A 23,388-nucleotide genomic window follows, 5' to 3' on the forward strand; every position below is an offset into this window, starting at 1 on the left:
AAACGCTGATAAATTATGCCACCTATACCTTAAACAACCAGCTTTAGTTTTCTTTTATCTATTGATTTTACAAACTCATCAGTGCGCATAAATTCATAGCCTTTAGATTGACCCCAAAGAATAAAATCTGCTAATCTTTTTGCCATTGCCTGCCCCGAGTTGTTGGTAATATATTTTGGCAAGCCGAATCTTTCATCAGTGAGATCGGTAAATTCCCAGGGGTGAAAATACAGGTTGAGATAGCCATCCCTGGCGTGGGTAATTTTGCTGAGCCACTTTAGTACCGACAGCGGCAAATTATGAAAGCTAAGCCAAAAAAGCGGAAAGCGGATCAGTGGCGATACTGATGCCGGGATCTGCAATACGTTTTGATCATAAAACCAGCTGCGGGGCTTTTTGAAATTATTATATCGCCCGGGTATCCATGTTGGGTTGAGGGATGAATTGTAGGTATATCCTGCTTTTTCTATTTCAAGTTCATCAACCGGCATCATCCTGGCCATCCTAAAGCCACTTACCGTTCTGCCCGAAATCTCTTCGAGTCGTGTTTTTGACTGTTTTAGATGCGCTGTTTTAAAATCGGAATGATAATAGCTATGTGATGCTATTTCATGGCCTTCGCTTACAATTTGTTGAATAACCTCCGGTTTATGATCTGCATAATTGGCGGTGCAAAAAAAAGTAGCTTTAACTTTGGCTGATCTTAATAAATCTAAAATAATGTAAGTGCCATTGGTTGAAACTGATAATTGCTCATCGAAAGATATTTGCTTACTATATTCTAATGGCAGGTCAAATTCCTCGATATCAAACCCTAACAAGATCATTATTTACAGTTAAAAGATTTGATGACCGGATAAGATAGTTAGGGCGCCCCTTTGATTGCATGAATATTTTAGCTACATATATGCCTATGATGCTTAGTACAAGGAGTTGTAAACCGCCAAAAAAAGCAATTGTAGCTATTATTGAGGCCCATCCCGAAACGGCATAGCCAGCAGCATAACTTATTAATACATAGGGGATATATAAAATAGCCAGTAACGAAACGCTAATGCCAATAGTCGTCATAAGGTATAGTGGCCTGGCGCTAAAAGCCATGATGCTCCTTACGGCAAGCATTAATAATTTAGCAAATGAATAGCTAACCTCGCCGGTATGTCTTTTTGATGGGGTATATGGGATGCCAATTTGCTTAAAGCCGGCCCACTTGATGATACCACGTAAAAAAAGCTCATACTCATCAATAAGCTTTAATTGTTTAACAACCCTTTCATCCATTAACCTGAAATCGGCAGTTCCGTTTTCAAGTTTAATGTCCGATAGCATATTGATCCCTTTGTAAAAAAGATTGGAGGTAACTTTTTGATGGACCTTAACATGTGGGTTTGCGTTTTGCCTGTAGGTGTAAACAATGTCATAGCCATTTTCCCAATACTCCAGCATTTTTAGTATCAAATTAGGAGGGTGCTGCATATCGGCATCCATGGTTACTATCGCATCGCCGGTAGCCATAGTAATTCCGGCTTTAAGGGCATTGTCTTTCCCAAAGTTTTTTGAAAGTTCTATGTAAAAAACATTAGTATATACTGCGGTATTGAATTTTATTTCGTTCAGTGTGTTGTCGCTGCTTCCATCGTCAACAAAAATTAATTCAAAGTCGTAGTCGGTGGCAGTTAAGGTTTTGTTGAGGGCCTGGATAAGAAAACCTATATTATTCTGCTCGTTGTGAGACGGAATAATAACAGAAATTTTCTTTTTAGAAAGGGGGTTCATATAATATAAATTGTTTTAGGCGTAGCAGGTTGGCTTTTTTCAATTATTACTTTATCGGTATTTTCAAATTCAATGTCTGTTGGATAATGCCTGGTTAAACGGTGTTTCTGTGCCTAAACGGTCATTATAAATTCCAATCAAAATTACTGCATAAATGTAAATTTTTTATTACAAAACTGCAATTTATGTATTATTTTGATTACAGATAGTGCATTATAAACATTAAAACTGTAGGAATTTTGTACTGCAAACTGAAAGTTACCCAGGCAGTATAATAATTGGCTATGGTAATTAGGTAACCTGTAGTGGTTTAGGGTTTATGAAATTCCTGGTCATGGTTTCGTAAATGATTTTAAGCCAGATCAAAAGGCAGGGTAAAGCCTTTAATTTATACGGAATAACATAATTTTCCCTGATGGATTTCGGAAAAAGATCAGACGGGGAAAGGCTGGTTAAGATGAGTGCCGCTACCAGTAAAAATATTTCTAAACGGGTAACGGGCCGGTTTAAATTCATGTACCAGATGGCAACCCCGGCAAATGCTATGATATAGGTGGGTGACTCGGAGCCGCTACTAAAAATAACCGCGAAAATTAAGGCAGAGGCGAGTATAAGTAATTGATATGGTGTTGACTTGAAACAATTTATTCTTAGATACGAAATGCCAAAAATTACTATTGCGGGAATAATTACTACGGTGTTTTTGAGATTAGGGTAGTTGAGGATTTTGCGCAAAAAGCCCATCACGCAAATATCCTGCATCACTGAATTTTCATTTGCTAAATTTTTATCCATGATATCAATATACCAGTCATGATAAGTTTGAATGATAAATGATGGTGAAGAAATCAGCATCGGCAGCACAAACAGCACTGCGGACCAAAAAATAAAGCTTGCAATAAATTTTAGTTTGTTATCAGAGAAGAAAAAGAATGCCAGGCCAACTATTCCATACAGTTTTATAAATGTGCCAAGCGCTATCATTAAGGCAGCCCAAAAATCTTGTTTTCGCTTGATGAAATTAAAGCTCAAAATAATAAAGCCGGCTATCATGGGGTTGCTTTGCACGCTGGCAGATGCCGTCATTAATTCATGAGCGCATATCAGCAAAACAATAAGGTATTGATTTTCTTTTAAGGGCAATAGCTGGATAGCTTTAAATAGAATAAAGGCATTAAACATTACCCATAGAATAATGCCAATGCTATCGGGCATAAAGGTAAATGGGGCAAATATTATTGAAAATATAGGGCCGTAATGATTCAGATCATAATAATGCTCTGGCTGGTAAGCATATAAATTATGCTGATGGATGGTATTTAAAAAATTGTATTTAAAAATAGTATAGTTATTAAACCCCTGGTGATTTAAAAGCTCCCGAAGAACGATAAGAAAACTCAGGCCAAACCAAAAGGAAAAAACAAAAGGTTTATTATAAATGAGTTTGGTTAGTTTTTGCATGATAAGGGGGTATCGTTCAGCGCAAATATAGCAATCCCTCAATAATATAATACTGAATGATTATATTATTGAGGGTTGTATTGAACGGTGTTTAAACTCTATATGAATTTACCGTCCCTTTATTTTTAGCTAACCCGGTCGGTTTTATAAATGGTAAGTTTGCCATCTAAAATAGGCGACACCTGCTCAATAAACAGCTTAATATGTGGCTGTTTAGCATGTATATCCAACCCTTCCTGGCTGGCCCAGGTTTCGTGGAAAATGAACTGCGTTTCATCTTCGGTTGATTGGTATAGCTCATATTGCAAACAAGCCTCCTCTTTGATTGATCCGGCTACCAGTGCATCGAGGTATCCTTTTATTTCTTCAGTAAAACCCGGTTTAGATTTCACTAACGCTGTTAAGTAAATTTTCATACTGATGGTTGTTTTGGATAAATAAATTGTTCAAATGTAAGTGATAACGTTGGAGGTCTTTGGGGATGTCGGCATTTTTTTCCACGTCATGAAAATGGATGCCCGGCAATGGTTCCATACCTGTAAAAGCATTCATGCGGTGAAAGCCAAATAACGGGCCTTCATCAACACTATGCTCATTAAAGAATTCGCCGGGTAGGGTAAATGCAGTAGTGGGAGCGTTCCATGAAGTAGTTAACATATACTTTTTGCCATGCATCAAGCCGCCGGTACCATAGTTAATGGCCGGGTTGGCAGCGTTACGCCCATCGCTTTTATAAATACCATTCTGATAGCCTTCGGTAAAAACCTCGTCTATATATTTTTTGAAACCGTGCGGCAACTGAAACCACCAAATGGGGGTATGGTAAATAATTACATCGGCCCATTTATAGTTTTCAACTTCCTGTTTAGGATCATAGTCATTATTAACATCGGTTGAACGGATCTCGAATCCCGGTTGTTCTTCAAAATATTTTACGGTGGCATCCAGTAATGTTTTATTGAAACGGCCTCCCGAATGACCAAAAATCTGCCCTCCGTTTATTACAAATATGTTTTTCATTTTATCTCTTTTTATTTTTTATCAAAATTACGGGCTCTGTTGCTACTATTAAAATAACATAAATCATATCTTTGTATCATAATTATGATAGATAGCAATGGTGAATTTTGAATGGTTCCGCACGTTTAAGGCTATATATGAAACCGGATCGCTAACCGGCGCTGCCGAAGCCTTGTTTATTTCCCAACCCGGTGTAAGCCTGCACCTGAGTTCGCTGGAAAGCTATGTTGGTTATAAGTTGTTTGATCGTACCTCACGCAAAATGGTATCAACCGAGCGTGGAAAAATACTATACAATTACATACAGGAGTCTATATGTAAACTGGAAGAAGCCGAGCGGCACTTTCATAAAAGCACCGAAAAGGATATCCCCACCATCAGCATAGGGATGTGCCTTGAAACTTTTCAGTTTACGCTGGAATCCTACCTGCCCACATTACCCTTTAACGTGATCATTAAATTTGGCGAATACCCCCAGATGCTGGCCGACCTGGACAGTGGGATATTAGATATGATCATCACCCCGCAAAAAGGAGATTATAAGGGCCTGGAGTATAAACCCTTTTTTAAAGAGAGAATAGTGGTTTTGGCCGGGGCGCAAACGGATATTGCGGGGTTTAAAGATCTGCTTAAAACAAAAGACCTGCCCCGGATCCAGGCATGGCTTAAGGCGCAAACCTGGTATGGCTCATCTGGCGATATGGAACACCTGCGTCGTTTCTGGCATATCAACTTTGGTAAACGGCCCGATTTTAAACCCAATTTTATAGTTCCCAATATGGGTTCCATTATTCGTTGCCTGAGTGGAGGGACGGGGATTGCAGTAATTCCCGATTTTCTGTCGAAAAAAGAACGTGATACCGGCAACATTAAACTGCTTTGGGAGGGTTATAATATGATAGAAAATACCCTATACTTCGGTACCCGGAAAAAGTCGATCTATTCAGAGCAGATTGCGATGGTAGAAGAGATATTTGAAAGAGAAATGGTGGGATAGGAGAAAAAATCGGTATTCTGCTACCCAATGAATGCTTACACTATTATGAAAATAAGCATTGCTGTAAGCCGTAAATTCGCATTATATAAAAATTAAAATAATGCCTTCAAATATTCAAAAAATAACTTTCGGTAACGGTTGCTTTTGGTGCACCGAAGCCATATTTCAATCATTAAAAGGAGTGCTGTCGGTAACCTCGGGTTACATGGGCGGCCATGTAGATAATCCAACTTATAAAGATGTTTGTACTGGTACCACGGGCCATGCCGAAGTGATAGCACTGGAATATGATGCCGATGTATTATCGCTGGATGAATTGTTGCTGGTTTTCTTTAAAACCCATAACCCAACAACGCTTGACCGCCAGGGTAATGATGTAGGTACACAATACCGGTCGGCCATATTTTATACTACCGATGAGCAAAAGGCCGCGGCCGAAGCCATGATCAAAACCTTAACAGATGAAAAGGTTTTCGATAGCCCTATTGTTACAGAGATTACGCCGGCCAGCGAATTTTACAAAGCGGAAGCCTATCACCAAAATTATTTTAACGATAATCCCGGCCAGTCATACTGTGCATTTGTTATTCAGCCAAAACTGAATAAATTTGCAAAAGAGTTTACAGATAAAATTAAGCCGGAGCTGCTGTAAGATAATACTTTTTGTCATGCTGAACGCAGTGAAGCATCTATTATTCACCATGCTTCTTCGCCCTGTAAAGTCTGCGATTAGATCCTTCACTACGTTCAGGATGACAAAAAATAAAAGTAGTTCTGCCGCCATCATCACCTATTCATGAAAAAAAGCTATATACTACCCATACTCTTGCTGCTCACAGCCTGCGCGTCAACAAAAAACGTTGCAACCGGCAATGCCATATCTATCACCAATGGTGGTAAAGCATGGGCATCCATCTGGCAACAAAGGGCGGCGGAGTATAAAGCCTTGTGTTTCCAGGCGTATAATATTGCTAAGCTGCGGGTTGATGAAGGGGTAAAGAATCCCGGTAGTAAACCATGGGCCATTGTTACTGATATTGACGAAACTTTGCTTGATAATAGTCCTTACGATGCCAGCAGGGCGTTGCAAAACCTGGATTATACAGATGCCACCTGGAAAGGGTGGACGGATAAAGCCATAGCCGATACCGTACCCGGTGCACCTGCTTTTTTTAAATACGCGGCCTCAAAAGGGATAACTATATTTTACATTACCAACCGCAACGAGGCCGAGCGGGCTACAACCTTGAAAAATCTGCAGCTATACGGTTTGCCCAATGCCGATGATGAGCATCTGCAATTAAAAACAACAACATCAAGCAAAGAAGCCCGCAGGCTTAATGTGTTAAAAACGCATAACATTCTGCTGCTTTGCGGCGATAACCTGCCCGATTTTGATATGTTATATGATAACCACCCATCCGAAGATAGCCGGGTGGCCACAACGCGAAAGCTGGAAAAGGAATTTGGCAACAGGTATATTGTAATTCCTAATCCATCATACGGTGATTTTGAAGGGGCGCTGTTTCACTTTAATTACAAACTTACAAACGCTCAAAAAGATTCAGTTATCAAAGCTAATATCAAAACGGATAAGTAAGTTCTTATTCAACTTATCTGGCATTTTGTGATGATGCTTCCTGATTAATGGTACAGATAGTTTATATTTATCCATTATTCTGCAAAAAAATTAACTCATAAAATATGCTTTGCTTGTAAAAGGGCTTTCAATTGGTTCAAAAAGCGGCAAAAATGTTGAGAAGATGTCAAATATTGAGGTGAAATGCGTAGAAACAGCAAATAAATTGCAAATTTGTGGTCTGCATTAAAACAGTTAACTCCCTGTTTAACTATGAGCGATAGAACGATACTGGTTTGGTTTAGAAATGACTTGCGGATACATGATAACGAAATATTGTTAGAAGCCGTACGCAAGGCAGATAAAGTACTGCCGGTATATTGTTTTGATCCCTATTATTTTCAGCAAACGGCATCTGGGAATTTTAAAACCGGGAGCTTCAGGGCCCGGTTCCTGTTAGAAGCCGTTGCCGATCTGCGCAAAAACCTGCAGGCCTATGGTGCCGAACTCATCATCAGGATAGGGAACCCTTCCGAAATAATTCCGCAACTTGCGGCTCAATACCAGGTGAACGAAGTTTACCACCACCGTGAGGTAGCTCATGAAGAAACTACCATATCTGAAGAGGTAGAGGCGGCTTTATGGAAGATGAGGCTCAACCTGAAGCATTTTATAGGGCATACCTTATATCATAAAGAAGATCTTCCTTTTCCTATAAAAGATATTCCCGATAGTTTTGCTGTATTTAAAAAGAAAGTGGAACGCGATAGCGATGTTCGCCCTTGTGTGCCAACGCCCGACCATATTTATACCCCCGAAATTACAGAGGCAGGGGAGTTGCCCACCCTGCAGCAATTAGGATTAACCGAACCTGTGGATGATATGCGGGCTGCCAATTATTTTCAGGGGGGCGAAACGGCAGCGTTGATACAATTAAAAGAATACTTTTTAAAGATAGCTCCTGCAGTTAAATCAAAAGGGCGCAATGGTAACATCAATAATTCGTCGAAATTATCGCCGTGGATAGCAATTGGCTGTATATCCTTAAGGCAGGTATATTGGGAAATATTTAAACAGAACCAGGAAGGCAACGCGCCGGGTGCTATGCTGAAGCTGGAATTGTTGTGGCGGGATTATTTCAGGTTCATGTTTAAAAAACATGGTCAAAAATTTATAAAAACCCAAAAAACCGAAGAAGAAGGAATTGTTTCAACAGCAAACGAAGAAGGCTTTTTAAAATGGGCGGGAGGTAAAACTGGCGTACCTTATATTGATGCCTGTATGCACGAGTTGAATGCCACGGGTTATATCTGCAACCAATGCAGGCAAATTGTAGCAAGCTACCTGGTACATGACCTTAAGGCCGATTGGACAAAAGGCGCCGCTTATTTTGAAGAAAAGCTGATTGATTATTCGCCCGCCAGCAACTGGGGTAACTGGGCCTTTGTAGCCGGCGTAAACGATGCTAAAGAAAGCAGATACGCCATAGCCTCCATGCCACAAAAAGACCTGGAAGCCAAAAGTGATTTTGTGAACACCTGGCAATCATCACCCAAGGATGAAGCCGGTGATCTGGTGGGGGTGTAACATATTCAAGAACAGAAAGCGAAAGGCTTGCTACAAAGCCATGTCCATTGCATCTACCAGGGTAATCGTGGAAAAATAGTAATAAAGTATTAGTGTTAACCCAACAACCATGTAATTGCGAGTATACATCAAGGTATACCTGAAAAAAAACAGTTATGACATGATTTATTGAATCGTCATTGCGAGGAACGAAGCAATCCCCAATAAGCAGGTGCACTTGCAATTTCGCCCTGTATAATTGGGGATTGCTTCGTCGTTCCTCCTCGCAATGACGTTTTTTTCAACTCCCGCGAGCTTATTAGCTCGTGGGTTGTATGGTTTCAGCTTTTAGCTGATTTAAGCCGGAGGCTTAAATCATGCGCCCCCACGAGTTATAACCTCGCGGGAGTGAAGTATATAATAAAATTGCGCCACAATGAGCTATGATATATTAATAAGAAAGAAATATTCGGAAGATCGACTCAAGAAGGCGGTTGCTGATTTTTTAAATATTAGCGTCAATTCAATAGGTAATATTTATGATTTAGGCCTTGGTGGTGAGGTAAATATTGATGTCGATTATTTGGATGGAGATTTTGCTACACGATTATCCGTATATAAAAGGGATGACTTAATGGCCGAGTTAAAAGAAATTGACTTCGCCATTTACATATCTGAAATTTTGAAAGAAACTGTATTAATTACTTATTGGACTGATAACCCTTTTTTTTGGATTAGGATTCATTTCAATGGAGAAATATATAAAGTAAAAGAAGTTCCCAGCGAGCGGGAGAAGTTCATTCAAATCAATAAGCTTTTTAAAGAAAAATTAGAAAAGGAAAATGTTATATCTAAGCTTAAATAGTTCATGCTTCGTTCTTCATTTGTAGCCGGTATGAGATGATCTTGTGGAATTGGAATAATTTAGGCTAAATGGCCTTCAATAAAATAGATTAGCTGTATCCAGAAAAATACACTTTTGATAAAAATCAGTTATTACCACTGTCTTTCCAGATCTACGTATTCATCAATATCTGTTTTACTCCATAAAGAAGAGCCTACTCCCGAGATTGAAGATAGCTTAATTTTCTTTTCTTTGGATTCAGACTTACGAATCAATAACGCAAGTTTTTTTAATAGACTTAGCTGAGCTTCCTTATCAAGGCGCTTCACTTGCAATAAGATGTCGTTTACGTTCAAATCGGTATTCATGCTATCCAAAAATAATAATACTCTTTGTAATAACCATAAGCGAGAGTTTCAGCTTTTAGCTGAGTTAAGCCAAAAACTTAAACCATCAGCCCTCACGCTATCATAACCTCTCGCGGGAGTTAAGTTCAACATGTTCTAACGGCATACTTACATTGTTATACCCCTTTTAAGAATAATAAGCAGTATTTTATCCTCCAAATCACCTGTATATCATTAAATCAGGATTAAAAGCACCCAAATTTCTTTACAATTAATTGTGAAGTATATAAGCCTATATGCTTACTTTTGTACCGTTTTAAAGATCATTTTCACATGGATCGTCTAAATTATATCAATAGCGGCAACGCAGACTACATCAATTCCCTATACGAAGCCTACAAACAGGACCCCGAATCGGTAGATTATGGATGGCAAAAGTTTTTCGAAGGTTTTGAATTTAATATAAATACCAACGCAACCGGAAAGGTTGCAGCATCGGCAGCGCCGGCAATTGGTGAAGAAACACATGATCACTTTTTAAAAGAGATCAATGTGCTTAACATGATACATGGGTACCGCTCACGCGGGCACCTATTTGCCAAAACCAACCCCGTACGCGAACGCCGCCACTACTATCCCGGTAAAGAACTGGAAACATTTGGCTTGAACGAGGGCGACCTGGATACAGTTTTTAACGCTGGTGTCGAGGTTGGTTTAGGTGCGGCCAAACTGCGCGACATTCGCCAACTGTTAGAAGATACCTATTGCCAGGCTATTGGTGCCGAGTACCGGTACATTCGCAACCCTATCAAAATCAAATGGTTTGAGGATAGGATGGAGAAGCATCGCAATACGCCTTCATTCACCCTCGAAGAGAAAAAGCTGATGCTGAATAAGCTGAACGAGGCTGTAACTTTCGAAAACTTTTTGGGTACCAAGTTCCTGGGGCAAAAACGTTTCTCGCTCGAAGGAGCTGAAGCATTGATCCCGTCACTGGATTCGGTTATTAAAAAAGGCGCCGACCTGGGTATCGAGGAGTTCATTATTGGTATGGCTCACCGTGGTCGTTTAAACGTGCTTACCAACATCATGGAGAAAACCTATAAAGAGGTGTTCTCTGAGTTTGAAGGTAAAAACTTTGATTCGGAATCTCCTTTCGGTGGTGATGTTAAATATCACTTAGGCTTTTCAACCGATGTAACTACATCAAACGGCAAAAAGGTACACTTAAGTTTGTGCCCTAATCCATCTCACTTAGAGGCGGTTGACCCGGTTGTTGAAGGTATCACCCGTTCAAAAATAGATTTTAAATACAACGGCGATCATTCCAAGATAGCCCCAATATTGATCCATGGCGATGCCTCAGTTGCAGGCCAGGGTATTGTTTACGAAGTTTTACAAATGGAAAAACTGGATGGCTACCGCACCGGCGGCACCATTCACCTGGTTATTAATAACCAGATAGGTTTTACCACAAATTATAAAGATGCCCGTTCAAGTACCTATTGTACCGATGTGGCAAAAACTGTTTTATCTCCCGTATTTCACGTAAATGGTGATGACGTTGAGGCCCTGGCCTACGTTGTTAACCTGGCAATGGAGTACAGGCAGATATTTAACGAGGATGTATTTATTGATATTCTTTGCTATCGCCGTTATGGCCACAACGAGGCTGATGAACCTAAATTTACCCAGCCATTATTGTACAAGGCTATTGAGGCACATCCAAATCCGTTAAAAATTTACAATCAGAAATTGATAGCTGAAGGCAGTATTGATGCCGAGGTGCTTAAATCAATGGAGAAAACTTTTAAGGATGAGTTGCAGCAAAGGCTGGATGAATCAAAGGCAGAAGATAAGTTTACCGATACCATAGCCATGTTTGAAGGTGCATGGAGTGGTTTGCATTTGGCCAGCCACCGGGAATTGGTTAAAGCAGTTGATACATCAGTGCCTGAGGACAGATTACTGGAAATAGGTAATAAGATAACAACTTTGCCGGCCGACAAGGAGTTTTTTAAAAAGATAGAAAAACTGTTTGAAGACCGCAACAACATGGTTAACAAAACCCGGGTATTTGACTGGGCCATGGGCGAATTACTGGCCTACGGTACTTTGTTAAAAGATGGTTACCCCATCAGGTTAAGTGGCGAGGATGTAAAACGCGGAACATTTTCTCATCGCCACGCGGTTTTAACCCTGGCCGAATCTGAAGATGAATATACGCCGCTTGCAACTATTGAAACTGATGCAAAACTGAGCATTTATAACTCTTTATTATCTGAGTATGGTGTTTTAGGTTTTGAATATGGCTATGCTTTAGCAAACCCTAACGCGCTTACGATATGGGAAGCACAGTTTGGCGATTTCTTTAACGGTGCGCAGATCATTGTTGACCAATACATTGCCAGTGCCGAAACTAAATGGCAACGCGGTAATGGTTTGGTGATGTTATTGCCTCATGGTTATGAAGGCCAGGGTCCGGAGCACTCCTCTGCACGTGTAGAGCGTTTTCTGGAACTTTGTGCCGATGATAATATCCAGGTAGCAAACTGTACTACACCTGCAAACTTCTTCCACATTTTAAGAAGACAGATGCAGCGTGATTTCCGTAAGCCACTGATCATCTTTACACCAAAAAGTTTATTGCGTAGTCCTAAATGCGTATCGCCGATTGAAGATTTTACCAATGGTAAATTCCATGAGCTATTTGATGATACTTACGCTGATGCAAAAAAGGTAAAACGCGTGTTGCTATGTACAGGTAAGGTTTATTATGATCTGTTGGAGAAACAACAGGCTGATAAGCGAAATGATGTTGCTATTGTACGTGTTGAGCAATTGTATCCAACACCGGTTACACAGATATTGAAGATTAAAGCTAAATACGATAAGGCTACTGAGTTTATCTGGGTACAGGAAGAGCCCGAGAATATGGGTGCATGGCCATACATTTGCCGTAAGTTCCATAGCGATAAGGTAATTAACCTGGATGTAATTTCACGTAATGAAGGCAGCAGTACTGCTACTGGCTTTGCCAAGCAGCATGCCGCCCAGCAGTTGTACATTGTTTCAAAGGCATTTGAAGCACCTGCAGGTAAAGTGGTAAAACAAGCGGTAAAAAAGACAACAAAAAAAATGGCTGACGCCGGAGCGGATTGATAATTTCTGTTTCGGGTTGCGAGTTGCGTGTTGCGGGTTAAAAGCCCTTACATCATTCCCGAACCTCGCAACCGGCAACCCGCAACAAATCAACCGCCATTTAAAAAATATAAAATCTACAACACTATAATATGAGTTTAGCGATCAAAGTTCCGCCGGTAGGCGAATCGATAACAGAAGTAACCCTATCAAGCTGGAGAAAAAAGGATGGCGATCACGTGGAAATGGATGAAGTTATTGCCGAATTAGAATCGGACAAGGCTACTTTTGAATTGACTGCCGAGCGTGCAGGTACTTTACAAACAGTTGCCAAAGAAGGCGATACTTTAGCTATTGGTGCCCTGGTTGGCAACATTGAAGAAGGCGCCGGTGCTCCGGCTGCGCAACCGCAGCCAGAAGTTGCGGCCCCGGCCCCGGTGGCCGCGGCAGCTCCTGCAGCTACGCCTGCACCTGTAGCGGGTGGTGGCTCTTTACAAATTAAAGTGCCACCGGTTGGTGAATCTATCACCGAGGTTACTTTATCGCGCTGGATTAAAAAAGATGGCGATGCCGTTGAAATGGACGAAGCCATTGCCGAACTGGAATCAGACAAAGCAACCTTTGAACTGACTGCCGAAAAAGCCGGAATATTAAAAACTATAGCCAAAGAAGGCGATGTATTACCTATTGGTGCAGTAGTTTGTACTATTGAAGGCGCAGGCGCTGCAAAACCAGCATCTGTTCCCGTAACCCCCCAAATTGTTATCGCTACAGACGAATCGCCGCGCGGTGGTTCAGCTGCTGCCGGTGGCGTAACTTATGCATCAGGTACACCATCACCTGCTGCCGCAAAAATATTAGCCGAAAAGGGCGTTGATCCTAAAGGTGTAAACGGTACCGGTGTTGATGGTCGTATTACCAAAGGTGATGCACTGGGCGCTCAGGTAGCACCTGCCCAGCCTGCTGCTAAACCTGCCGCCGCTGCTGCTCCTGCCGCCGCACCTGTTGTAGCCGGCGAGAGAAGCGAAAAACGTGAGAAAATGACCTCGCTGCGTAAAACAGTAGCCAAACGTTTGGTAGCTGTTAAAAATGAAACGGCCATGCTTACCACTTTTAACGAAGTGGATATGCAACCCATCATGGAACTGCGCGGTAAATACAAAGATAAATTTAAAGAGAAACACGGTGTAGGTTTAGGCTTCATGTCGTTTTTCACTAAAGCAGTTACCGAGGCTTTGAAAGATTGGCCTTCTGTAGGTGCTCGTATTGAAGGCGAAGAGGTTGTTTTCAGCAACTTTGCTGATATCTCTATAGCTGTATCGGCTCCTAAAGGTTTGGTGGTTCCGGTTATCCGTAATGCGGATAGCATGAGCCTTGCCGAAATTGAAAAAGCGATTGTTGTATTAGCCGGTAAAGCCCGCGAAAACAAATTAACCATACCAGAAATGACAGGTGGTACTTTCACTATCACCAACGGTGGTGTGTTTGGTTCTATGATGTCTACCCCGATATTAAATTCACCTCAATCTGCCATTTTAGGGATGCACAATATTATTGAGCGCCCGGTTGCCGTAAATGGACAAGTGGTTATCCGCCCGATGATGTACCTGGCCCTGTCATATGATCACCGCATCATTGATGGCCGCGAATCGGTAAGCTTCCTCGTACGTGTAAAACAATTACTGGAAGATCCTGCAAGATTGTTATTAGGGGTGTAAATTCCTCCATGATGATATAAAAAAAAGCCTGGTGAAAGCCGGGCTTTTTTTATGAAGAACGAAAACTTTTTAAAGGCTGAAAAACTTGTTCTTTTTTGTGTTTTTTTGACTGTTTTTTACTCTTTTTAGGGCTGTTTATTGATCATAATTGACACTTTTTAGGCATTTATGATGCAAAAAAGCAGCTTTAAGAAGTTTTTAGCGAAATGATCAATGCAAAATCTTCCTGCGCTCCTTACTAACCGGGTTTAGGTAATTATTATCGGCCAGCCAGTCGGCCATGCGTTGCGGCCAGGTACTGATGGATTGGAGCTTTGAGCGATTGCCCATATTAAAGCCGTGCCCACCTTGCGTAAAAATATGCACTTCGATAGGCACCTTAGCTTCCCTGTACTTTTGCAGCAGACTTACCACCGGTACCGCGCAGCAGGGATCATCATTGGCGGCCAATAAAAAAGCTGGAGGGGCATCTGCCGGGATCACATCCGGTATATACAGTGGTCCCGGGTATATCTGGATCACAAACTTGGGTTTGGCATTTAGGCGATCAATAGGGTCGGGGGCAGCAGGATCGCCTTTGCCTTCTCCATAGGCTACCATATCAACTACTTCGCCACCGGCAGAAAAGCCCATCATGCCTATTCGGTTGGTATCCAGCCCGTATTCGGCGGCTTTGCTACGCACCAGGCGCATAGCCCTATAACCGTCCTGCTTAGCGTGTACATCAATTTTATAGGGCGAAAGGGTATCCCTGCCCAATCGGTATTTCAATACAAAAACAGTAATACCCAGGTTGTTGAGGTATTTTGCGGGCTCCACGCCCTCGGCAGTATAAACCAGCAAACGATGACCTCCGCCGGGGCATATGACCACCGCCGCGCCGTTAGCTTTACCCGCCGGAGGTAAAAATACCGTAAGCGAGGGGTTATGGATATTTTTCACCCAATAATCCTTAGCCTGCTCGGGTTCATTACGCCGGCTCTCAAACCCCGGTGCGCCTTTTGGCCACAGTGGTATTACTACAGGTTTATCCTGCGCTGATACGGCTAATGGTGCTGCAAATAGTAGCAGGCATAGGTAAATGGCGAGTTTTGTTTGCATAAAGTAAATATAGTTTATAGTTGATGTTTCAAAGTTTATTAGCTTAAACTTTTCTGTAACTTAATAGTTATAAATGAGGATCATAGCTAAGGTTAATTTAGCTATGATATTGAACCATTAACTAAAATTATATGGCAAATTTCCAGGAAATTATAGCATCAGAGATACCTGTACTGGTTGATTTTTCGGCCGAGTGGTGTGGCCCGTGTAAAATGATGCCACCCATATTGCAGGATGTAAAGCACGCCCTTGGCGATAAGGTAAAGATTATCAAAATAGATATCGACAAAAACCCGCAGGCAGCAAGCGCGTACAAGGTGCAAAGTGTGCCTACGCTTATGATATTTCAAAAGGGGCAAACCAAATGGCGCCAAAGCGGCGTGGTGCAGGCAAGGGACCTACAGCGGACGATTGAGATGTTTATATAAGCCTTAGTCCCGCCTCTCAAAAGCAGGTGGGCTACGTGAGGCTTCTGTGACAAACAGTTCATACTATGTATGTAACTTTAACGTATAATACTAAAAGTAAATCCATTATGGCAACTATCGAAAGCATTCAGAATTCATATATTGATTATGTACTTACGGAGGGCTCACAACCTAAATCGGTATACATATTTGCTAAACAAAACGAAATGACCGAGGCTGAATTTTACCAGTTCTTTGGCTCGTTCGAGGCGGTGGAACAAGCTATTTGGGCAGGTTTTGCAACAAAAACATTAGCCGAAATAAGAGCTCAGGAAGTATGGGCACAGTATAGCGCCCGTGAAAAAGCCCTGTCATTCTTTTATGGCTTTTTTGAGTTGCTTAAAGGTAGTCGCAGTTTTGCCATTTATACTATCAATAAGCAGCCTAAAGGGTTTACTACCCCACGCGTTTTTGAAAACCTGAAAAATATTTACGAAAATTTTGCCGATGAGATCCTTAAAGAAGGCATTGAAACAACAGAACTTACTGATCGCAAATTTTTCAGCAAGCGTTATAAAGATGCACTGTGGATCCAGTTTGTATTTGTGCTAAACTTTTGGGTAAATGATAATTCGGCCGGATTTGAGAAAACCGATGAAGCTATTGAAAAAGGTGTTAACGTAACGTTCGATCTGTTTCAGCGTTCGCCCATCGATAACCTTTTTGAGTATGGTAAATTCCTTGTGAAAAACGGTAGGGTTTAAAGATAAGATGGGATTTTAAAATTCATTATGACAGATAACAAAAAAGATCTTCCGTCGGCTGATGGAGGAGATTTACAGGGGGCTGCTCCCGAACAAAGCAGCATGCCAACCACCAAAACTGAGCGCTCCGCCAAGTTTGTAAAAACGGGTTTTAAAATAGGAGGCAATTATATAAAGCATTATTCAAAAAAGCTGTTCAACCCGGATATGGATAAGTCCCAGCTGAACGAGGATAATGCCGCAGATATCTACCAGTCGCTAAGTGAACTTAAGGGCAGCGCGCTTAAGGTTGCCCAAATGCTCAGCATGGATAAAAACCTGCTGCCGCAGGCTTATGTAGATAAATTCACGCAATCGCAATACAATGCTCCACCGCTTTCGGGGCCGCTTATTGTACAAACGTTTAAAAAGTATTTTGGCAAAAATCCCGACAAGATCTATGATAAGTTCAATATCCGGTCGACCAATGCCGCATCAATAGGCCAGGTTCACCAGGCCGAACTGGATGGTAAAAAGCTGGCTGTGAAAATCCAATACCCCGGTGTGGGTGATTCTATATCATCCGACCTTAAACTGATTAAGCCTTTTGCTTTCCGTATGCTGGGCATGAGCGAAAAGGAATTGAATGTTTACATGAGCGAGGTAGAAGAACGCCTGCTGGAAGAGACTGATTATGAGCTGGAAGTGCGCCGCTCTATCGAGTTTTCTACCGCCTGCGCCAACCTGGATAACGTAGTGTTTCCTAAATACTATCCCGAACTATCCAGCAAGCGTATCATCACTATGGATTGGCTGGAAGGAAAACACCTGAAAGAATTTTTGGCTACCAACCCATCACAGGAACTGCGTAATCAGATAGGGCAGGCCCTTTGGGATTTTTATAATTTTCAGCAGCACGAACTGCGTGCAGTACATGCCGATCCGCATCCCGGCAACTTCATGATCACCCCGGAAGGTAAGCTTGGCGTTATTGATTTTGGTTGTATTAAAGAGATGCCGGAGGATTTTTATTATCCCTTCTTCTCGCTTACATCAACTAACCTGCTTGATAATAAAGAGGAAACCATCAAGGCTTTCCGGTTATTGGATATGATCCGCAAGGATGATACCCCGGCACAAATTGAGTTTTATTATACGCAATTTAAGGAGATGATCAGCTTATTTGCCATGCCTTACATTGATGATCATTTCGACTTTAGCCAAACCGAGTTTTTTGACAAGCTATTTGCTTTTGGCGAACGCCTTTCCAAAATGCCCGAATTTAAACAGGCCCGTGGAGTTAAGCATTTTATTTATGTTAACCGCACCAATTTCGGCTTGTATAATATTTTACATGAACTAAAGGCCGAAGTTAAAACGGATACCTTTAAACCGCATGTGGTATTGGAGTATTGAGCTCATCCAACCCATTTCAAAAAAGATCACTTTTGATTTGCGCTTGCATAGAAACTTACGAAGTTTTCAAAACTTCGTAAGTTTGACTTAAACGTTTTGTTGGAGTATTGAGCTTTATCAACCATTCTCCAGACGACGGGGCTTTTGATTTGAAGTTTTATTTATATTTGAATTTCCTCAGCCATATATAAAATATACATATGCCATTACTCGCAAACACCTTCGTTCACCACGTACATTTCTGGCTTACCAATAAAGCGGATAAGGATAAATTGATAGAGGGGCTAAACATCCTGAAACCTATCGCCCACATCCGTGATTTTCATATTGGCGTGTCTGCTGATACCAACCGCGATGTGATTGACCGCTCTTATGATGTATCCTTGTTGCTTTTGTTTGATTCGCCAGAGTTACAGGAGGCCTACCAGGTAGATCCTACCCATATTATTTTTGCCGAGCAGTATGCAAAGCCGCTTTGCAGTAAAGTCGTAGTGGTTGATAGCGTAAATATTTAATAAGTACCGGGTAAACACGCAATTTAAAACAGCCTGCCTGCTTTGTTGTTGCACATAACATGAAGGTATTACTTGCGGGGGCTAACGGTTACATAGGTACAAGGCTTATCCCGGTTTTGTTGGAGAAAGGCTATGACGTGGTTTGCCTTGTGCGTGATAAACGGCGTTTTCATGAACATAGCGACTTTAGTAAGCAAGTAACACTTACAACAGGAGATCTGCTTAAGGAATCGAGTATTGAGGCCTTTCCTGAAGATATTGATGCCGCTTATTACCTGGTGCATTCTATGTCGCAGGCGCAGGATTTTGCGGCGTTGGAGGCTTTATCAGCATATAATTTTATTCATGCGCTTGATAAAACCAGCTGCAGGCAAACGATATTTTTAAGCGGTATCACCAATGATAATAATCTCTCCAAACATCTCGAATCGCGCAGGCATGTAGAGGATGTTTTAAAGGAGGGTAAATCGGCGCTTACTGTGTTAAGGGCGGCTATTATCATCGGTTCCGGAAGCGCCTCGTTTGAGATCATTCGTGATCTTACCGAAAAACTACCCGTCATGACCGTGCCCCGCTGGGTAAACACCCGCTGTCAGCCTATAGCCATCCGCGATGTGCTGGGTTACCTGGTAAGTGTGATGCTCAACGAAAAAACGTTTAAGAAAACCTTTGATATAGGTGGACCGGATATTTTATCGTTCAAGGATATGATGCTTGTTTATGCCAAGGTGCGTAAGTTGAAAAGGCATATTTTTATCATTCCGTTCCTGTCGCCCAAAATTTCTTCCTACTGGCTTTACTTTGTTACTTCAACCAGTTATACCTTAGCGCAAAGCCTGGTAAACAGCATGAAGAACGAAACCATTATGCAGGATCATCGCATAGATGATATTGTATCGAGAAAATGCTTAACTTATGAGGAAGCACTTAACCTGGCCTTTGTTAAGATAGAGCAGAACTCTATTGTATCCAGCTGGAAGGACGCCCTGAATATGGGCTATCTCCATTCGGGTTTTATGGACCAGATAAAAGTACCACAGAATGGTACGCTGCAGTATAAAGTTAAAATGCCTTTTGAGCGAGAAAGCGCAGATGTATTCACTAATTTTATGTCAATAGGTGGCAACCGGGGTTGGTATTACTGGGACTGGATCTGGAACATCCGCGGTTTTATTGATAAGTTATTTGGAGGCGTAGGCATACGCAGGGGCCGCACCAGCAACATCAATATAGCTCCCGGCGATGTCATAGATTTTTGGCGTGTTTTGCTGGCCGATAAAGAAAATAAGCGCCTGCTGTTATATGCCGAAATGAAGCTGCCAGGCGAAGCCTGGCTGGAATTTAAAATAATTGAACGTAACGGGAATAAAAACCTGAGCCAGGTTGCTACTTTTAGGCCCAGCGGTTTGTGGGGGCGTTTGTACTGGTACGCCATGTGGCCTTTCCACCTGTTTATTTTTAATGGCATGGCAAAAGAAATTATACATTACGGGGAGGGAGTTTAGCCATTTGTTTTTTGGCTCTTAACTCCTCGCTTTGCGACGATCCAATAACATGAAAACAAAAAACCTTGACAAATAACAACAAGATGAACATATTGATAACGGGTGGTTCTGGCGGTTTAGGTAAGCGGCTTAGTAAGCTATTGCTGGCGAAAGGCTATTCCCTAAGTTTTTTGAGCCGGAACCCTGCTAAAGACATAGATATAAAAACCTTTATATGGAATGTGAATAATGGCACTATTGATGAACATTGTATTGATGGTGTAGATACTATTATTCATTTGGCGGGGGCCGGGATTGCAGATAAACGCTGGACGGAAAATCGTAAAAAAGAAATAGTAGAAAGTCGCACCAAGTCAATTGCCCTGTTATATAGCCTGCTTAAAACCCGGGCTAACAAAGTTACTTCGGTTATCTCTGCCTCGGGTATTGGTTATTATAGTGATAGGGGAGATGAATTACTGACAGAAACCAGCCCGCCGGTTAGTGATTTTATATCGCAATGCTGTATTGATTGGGAGGCCGCAGTTGATGAAGGTGAAAAGCTGGGTTTGCGCATAGTAAAATTCCGCACCGGTGTGGTGTTGGATAAAGAAGCAGGAGCATTGCCTGCGCTGGCCTTACCCGTAAAGCTTTTTGTAGGTTCGCCAATAGGGAATGGTAAACAATGGATTCCCTGGATCCACTGGCAGGATGTAGTTGACATGTACCTGTTTGCAATAGAAAACAAAGGGCTGAAAGGGGTTTTTAATATGGTGGCACCTAACCCGGTAACCAATGCCCAAATGACAACGGCAGTAGCTAAACAATTGCATAAACCTATGTGGGCGCCAAATGTGCCTGCATTTGTGCTAAAATTATTGCTGGGCGAAATGAGTAGCCTGGTGTTAGGAAGCACTAAAGTATCTGATCAAAAAATTAAAGATGCAGGCTTCAGTTTTAAGTATACCGAGGTGACAGCCGCATTGAAAGAAATATATGGATAAAAATACCCCAATAACTATCTTCTGGTTTCGCCGCGACCTGCGTTTAAATGACAATGCGGGTTTATATCAGGCCTTGAAAAGTGGCAACCCTGTTTTGCCTTTGTTTATTTTTGATAAGGAGATATTAGATAAGCTGGAAGACAAGGATGACGCCCGTGTCACTTTTATTTATGATGCTATTCAAGAGCTGCATGCAGAACTCCAAAAACATGGAAGCAGCCTATTGGTGATTTATGATAAGGCCGAACATGCCTGGGATAAAATAATCAAGGAACATAATATTGCATCGGTGTATACCAATCATGATTATGAACCCTACGCTACCAGGCGCGACGATGCTGTAGGGGAGAGGCTGAAAAAACAGAATATCGAGTTCAAAACCTTTAAAGACCAGGTAATATTTGAAAAAGATGAGGTAACCAAAGATGATGGTAAACCTTACACTGTTTATACCCCATATCAGCGCAAATGGTATGCAGCACTTAAGCCATTTCATCTTAAACCTTATCCTACCCTAAAGTATATAACCAACCTGGTTAAAACCCAGCCTTTGGCAATACCTTCATTAAAAGAAATGGGCTTTGAAAAAAGTACCCTTCCCTTGCCAGGTAAGGAGTATAAGGATGTTATCAGCGATTATGCGGAGAAACGAAATTTTCCTGCTATTAAAGGCACATCACATATTGGGATGCATTTACGTTTTGGTACCATAAGCATCAGGGAGCTGGCAAAAACGGCATATGGTTATAGTAGTAAAACGTGGCTTAATGAACTGATATGGCGCGAGTTTTATATGATGATATTATACCATTTTCCGCACACGATGGATCATGCTTTTCGCCCGGAGTATGACCGCATTAGATGGGTTAATGATGAAGCGCAATTTAAGGCCTGGTGCGATGGGCAGACCGGTTACCCGATAATTGACGCAGGCATGCGCGAACTGAATGCCACAGGCTTTATGCACAACCGTGTACGCATGATAGTGGCCAGCTTTTTAAGTAAAGATTTACTGATAGACTGGCGCTGGGGCGAACATTATTTTGCCCGTAAGCTGCTTGATTATGAAATGGCCAGCAATGTTGGCGGCTGGCAATGGGCTGCAGGCTCGGGTACAGATGCTGCGCCGTATTTCAGGATATTTAATCCTGAATCTCAAACAAAAAAGTTTGACCCGGAATTGAAATACATAAAAAAATGGGTTCCGGAATATGCTGACTTTAGCACATATCCGAAACCCATTATTGATCACGCTTTTGCACGCGAGCGTTGTTTAAAAGTATTTAAAGAGGCTTTAGCTAAATAATTAATTAGTCACGGTAACTATTGTAAAGTCGAAACGTAAGTTGGTATTCCCGGCTATACCGGTAGTACCCGCTCTTCCATAGGCATATCTTGAAGGTAATAGTAGTGTAACTGCGGCGCCTGCAGTATAACCCTGTAAACCCTCCGCTACACCTGTTACAGGTATGCTTCCACTATTGCCCGAAAGGTCAAAGGTTGTACCAGTTGTGTTGGAGTCAAATTCTGTTCCGGTTAAAAATTTGCCCGAGTAAGTTGTGGTAAAGGCTGAATATTGACCTATGGCATTGGCGCCTGTACCAGGAGTTGTTACTTTATAATAATAACCACCTGGAGCCTTAACAAAGCCAGTTAAGCCATTGGCAGCCTTGTAGTTATTTATAACCTGATCATCATACTTGTTTTGATCGGTATATACATTAAGATAATAATCAAGGCATTGGTTACCTGCAATACGGGTATTAACGTTACTTGCACTGCCCGTTCCATAGCCGTTTATTCCATAGGCCAGGCGCGAAGGTATTAATACCCTTGCTCTTGTTCCTTTATATTTAATGAGGTTATGAATAGCAATCTGCAAACCTTTTGGAAGCGCACTTTGATTTATGTGGCCTAAAAAACCATCGTAATGGTTATTGGTCAGCGAATCAAGTGAGTTGTATTTTCCGTCGAATGATTTTAAGGTAAAAACGAACTTCACTGTATCTGAATAGTCCAATGGCAGACCCGCAGTTGATCCCTGCGAAAGAATCTGGTAATAAATGCCGCTGGTATCATGATCAGTAGTATCACGTTTCATAGCTGTGAGGCCATTGGCTTTAATATAGTTTTGAATATTGGTTTCGTCGACTTGTGTAATATTAGGATCGTTGGCTGTTTTGCGGCAAGATATAAAACCTATTGTGGCAAGTAATAATAGCGTAAAAGTAATTTTCTTCATTTATATTGTTTGTTAACAGTAAACAGC

General features: G+C 41.6%; 22 protein-coding genes. 14 read left to right on the top strand and 8 right to left on the bottom strand.

Translation table 11 applies throughout. From position 1 onward, the window contains the following. Nucleotides 1-29: 29 nt before the first annotated feature. The 5 genes from AC1DYB_RS05400 to AC1DYB_RS05420 form a co-directional block, all read right to left on the bottom strand. Nucleotides 30-827, bottom strand: coding sequence for a polysaccharide deacetylase family protein (locus AC1DYB_RS05400; protein WP_477433111.1), 798 nt, complete (start codon nt 825-827; stop codon nt 30-32). Continuing rightward, nucleotides 808-1,776 (bottom strand): glycosyltransferase family 2 protein, encoded by a 969-nt coding sequence (locus tag AC1DYB_RS05405; RefSeq protein ID WP_477433113.1) that lies wholly within the window; start codon nt 1,774-1,776, stop codon nt 808-810. Before AC1DYB_RS05405 ends, AC1DYB_RS05400 begins: the two co-directional genes overlap by 20 nt. A gap of 291 nt (nt 1,777-2,067) precedes the next feature. Next, nucleotides 2,068-3,237 carry a glycosyltransferase family 87 protein gene (locus AC1DYB_RS05410; RefSeq protein ID WP_477433115.1) on the bottom strand — a complete coding sequence of 390 codons (1,170 nt, stop codon included), beginning with the start codon at nt 3,235-3,237 and terminating at the stop codon, nt 2,068-2,070. A 125-nt stretch (nt 3,238-3,362) separates the two neighbouring features. Further along, a complete protein-coding gene (locus tag AC1DYB_RS05415) occupies nt 3,363-3,653 on the bottom strand; it encodes a putative quinol monooxygenase (RefSeq protein WP_295717766.1) in 291 nt (96 codons plus the stop codon). After that, complete coding sequence (locus AC1DYB_RS05420) at nt 3,619-4,257, bottom strand: NAD(P)H-dependent oxidoreductase (protein WP_477433117.1); 639 nt, start codon at nt 4,255-4,257, stop codon at nt 3,619-3,621. The genes AC1DYB_RS05415 and AC1DYB_RS05420 overlap by 35 nt, the downstream gene beginning before the upstream one ends. A 97-nt stretch (nt 4,258-4,354) precedes the next feature. Between AC1DYB_RS05420 and AC1DYB_RS05425 the strand changes: the two genes are divergently transcribed. The 5 genes from AC1DYB_RS05425 (at nt 4,355) to AC1DYB_RS05445 (ending at nt 9,264) form a co-directional block, all read left to right on the top strand. Further along, the gene (locus AC1DYB_RS05425) at nt 4,355-5,254 is read left to right on the top strand and encodes a LysR family transcriptional regulator (protein ID WP_295717762.1); all 900 of its coding nucleotides are present in this window, start codon (nt 4,355-4,357) and stop codon (nt 5,252-5,254) included. Between the two features lie 100 nt (nt 5,255-5,354). After that, nucleotides 5,355-5,906 (top strand): peptide-methionine (S)-S-oxide reductase MsrA, encoded by a 552-nt coding sequence (msrA, locus tag AC1DYB_RS05430; RefSeq protein WP_477433119.1) that lies wholly within the window; start codon nt 5,355-5,357, stop codon nt 5,904-5,906. A 144-nt stretch (nt 5,907-6,050) separates the two neighbouring features. Beyond that, entirely contained in the window at nt 6,051-6,854 is an 804-nt protein-coding gene (locus tag AC1DYB_RS05435; protein ID WP_477433121.1) for a 5'-nucleotidase, lipoprotein e(P4) family, read from the top strand. A gap of 252 nt (nt 6,855-7,106) precedes the next feature. Continuing rightward, entirely contained in the window at nt 7,107-8,420 is a 1,314-nt protein-coding gene (locus AC1DYB_RS05440; RefSeq protein ID WP_477433123.1) for a DASH family cryptochrome, read from the top strand. A gap of 415 nt (nt 8,421-8,835) precedes the next feature. Next, complete coding sequence (locus AC1DYB_RS05445; RefSeq protein ID WP_477433125.1) at nt 8,836-9,264, top strand: hypothetical protein; 429 nt, start codon at nt 8,836-8,838, stop codon at nt 9,262-9,264. 131 nt (nt 9,265-9,395) lie between these two features. Here AC1DYB_RS05445 and AC1DYB_RS05450 read toward each other — a convergent pair whose 3' ends face one another. Further along, a complete protein-coding gene (locus tag AC1DYB_RS05450; RefSeq protein WP_477391564.1) occupies nt 9,396-9,611 on the bottom strand; it encodes a hypothetical protein in 216 nt (71 codons plus the stop codon). Between the two features lie 312 nt (nt 9,612-9,923). Between AC1DYB_RS05450 and AC1DYB_RS05455 the strand changes: the two genes are divergently transcribed. Both AC1DYB_RS05455 and odhB read left to right on the top strand, forming a co-directional pair. After that, complete coding sequence (locus AC1DYB_RS05455; protein WP_295717755.1) at nt 9,924-12,752, top strand: 2-oxoglutarate dehydrogenase E1 component; 2,829 nt, start codon at nt 9,924-9,926, stop codon at nt 12,750-12,752. Between the two features lie 131 nt (nt 12,753-12,883). Then, entirely contained in the window at nt 12,884-14,449 is a 1,566-nt protein-coding gene (gene odhB / locus AC1DYB_RS05460; protein WP_477433127.1) for a 2-oxoglutarate dehydrogenase complex dihydrolipoyllysine-residue succinyltransferase, read from the top strand. Nucleotides 14,450-14,659: 210 nt separating this feature from the next. Here the strand turns inward: odhB and AC1DYB_RS05465 are convergent, their stop codons facing one another. Then, a complete protein-coding gene (locus AC1DYB_RS05465; protein WP_477433129.1) occupies nt 14,660-15,550 on the bottom strand; it encodes an alpha/beta hydrolase in 891 nt (296 codons plus the stop codon). A gap of 131 nt (nt 15,551-15,681) precedes the next feature. Here AC1DYB_RS05465 and trxA point away from each other — a divergent pair, with 131 nt between their 5' ends. The 7 genes from trxA to AC1DYB_RS05500 all read left to right on the top strand — a co-directional run bounded on the left by trxA (nt 15,682) and on the right by AC1DYB_RS05500 (nt 22,425). Beyond that, nucleotides 15,682-15,978 carry a thioredoxin gene (trxA, locus tag AC1DYB_RS05470; protein WP_295717750.1) on the top strand — a complete coding sequence of 99 codons (297 nt, stop codon included), beginning with the start codon at nt 15,682-15,684 and terminating at the stop codon, nt 15,976-15,978. Between the two features lie 107 nt (nt 15,979-16,085). Next, nucleotides 16,086-16,721 carry a TetR family transcriptional regulator C-terminal domain-containing protein gene (locus AC1DYB_RS05475; protein ID WP_477391559.1) on the top strand — a complete coding sequence of 212 codons (636 nt, stop codon included), beginning with the start codon at nt 16,086-16,088 and terminating at the stop codon, nt 16,719-16,721. A 27-nt stretch (nt 16,722-16,748) separates the two neighbouring features. Then, nucleotides 16,749-18,116: an ABC1 kinase family protein gene (locus AC1DYB_RS05480; protein WP_295717744.1), complete on the top strand. Its 1,368-nt coding sequence runs from the start codon at nt 16,749-16,751 to the stop codon at nt 18,114-18,116. A gap of 200 nt (nt 18,117-18,316) precedes the next feature. Beyond that, on the top strand, nt 18,317-18,631 hold the full coding sequence (locus tag AC1DYB_RS05485) for a Dabb family protein (RefSeq protein WP_477433131.1): 315 nt from the start codon (nt 18,317-18,319) through the stop codon (nt 18,629-18,631). A gap of 59 nt (nt 18,632-18,690) precedes the next feature. Then, nucleotides 18,691-20,136 (top strand): SDR family oxidoreductase, encoded by a 1,446-nt coding sequence (locus AC1DYB_RS05490; protein WP_477433133.1) that lies wholly within the window; start codon nt 18,691-18,693, stop codon nt 20,134-20,136. 83 nt (nt 20,137-20,219) lie between these two features. After that, nucleotides 20,220-21,119 carry a TIGR01777 family oxidoreductase gene (locus AC1DYB_RS05495; RefSeq protein WP_477433135.1) on the top strand — a complete coding sequence of 300 codons (900 nt, stop codon included), beginning with the start codon at nt 20,220-20,222 and terminating at the stop codon, nt 21,117-21,119. After that, nucleotides 21,112-22,425 carry a cryptochrome/photolyase family protein gene (locus AC1DYB_RS05500; RefSeq protein ID WP_477433137.1) on the top strand — a complete coding sequence of 438 codons (1,314 nt, stop codon included), beginning with the start codon at nt 21,112-21,114 and terminating at the stop codon, nt 22,423-22,425. The genes AC1DYB_RS05495 and AC1DYB_RS05500 overlap by 8 nt, the downstream gene beginning before the upstream one ends. Here AC1DYB_RS05500 and AC1DYB_RS05505 read toward each other — a convergent pair whose 3' ends face one another. Further along, nucleotides 22,426-23,361: an FKBP-type peptidyl-prolyl cis-trans isomerase gene (locus tag AC1DYB_RS05505; RefSeq protein ID WP_477433139.1), complete on the bottom strand. Its 936-nt coding sequence runs from the start codon at nt 23,359-23,361 to the stop codon at nt 22,426-22,428. It lies immediately after the preceding gene. Between the last annotated feature and the right edge of the window lie 27 nt (nt 23,362-23,388).

The organism is Mucilaginibacter sp. P2_A4 (assembly GCF_056405015.1).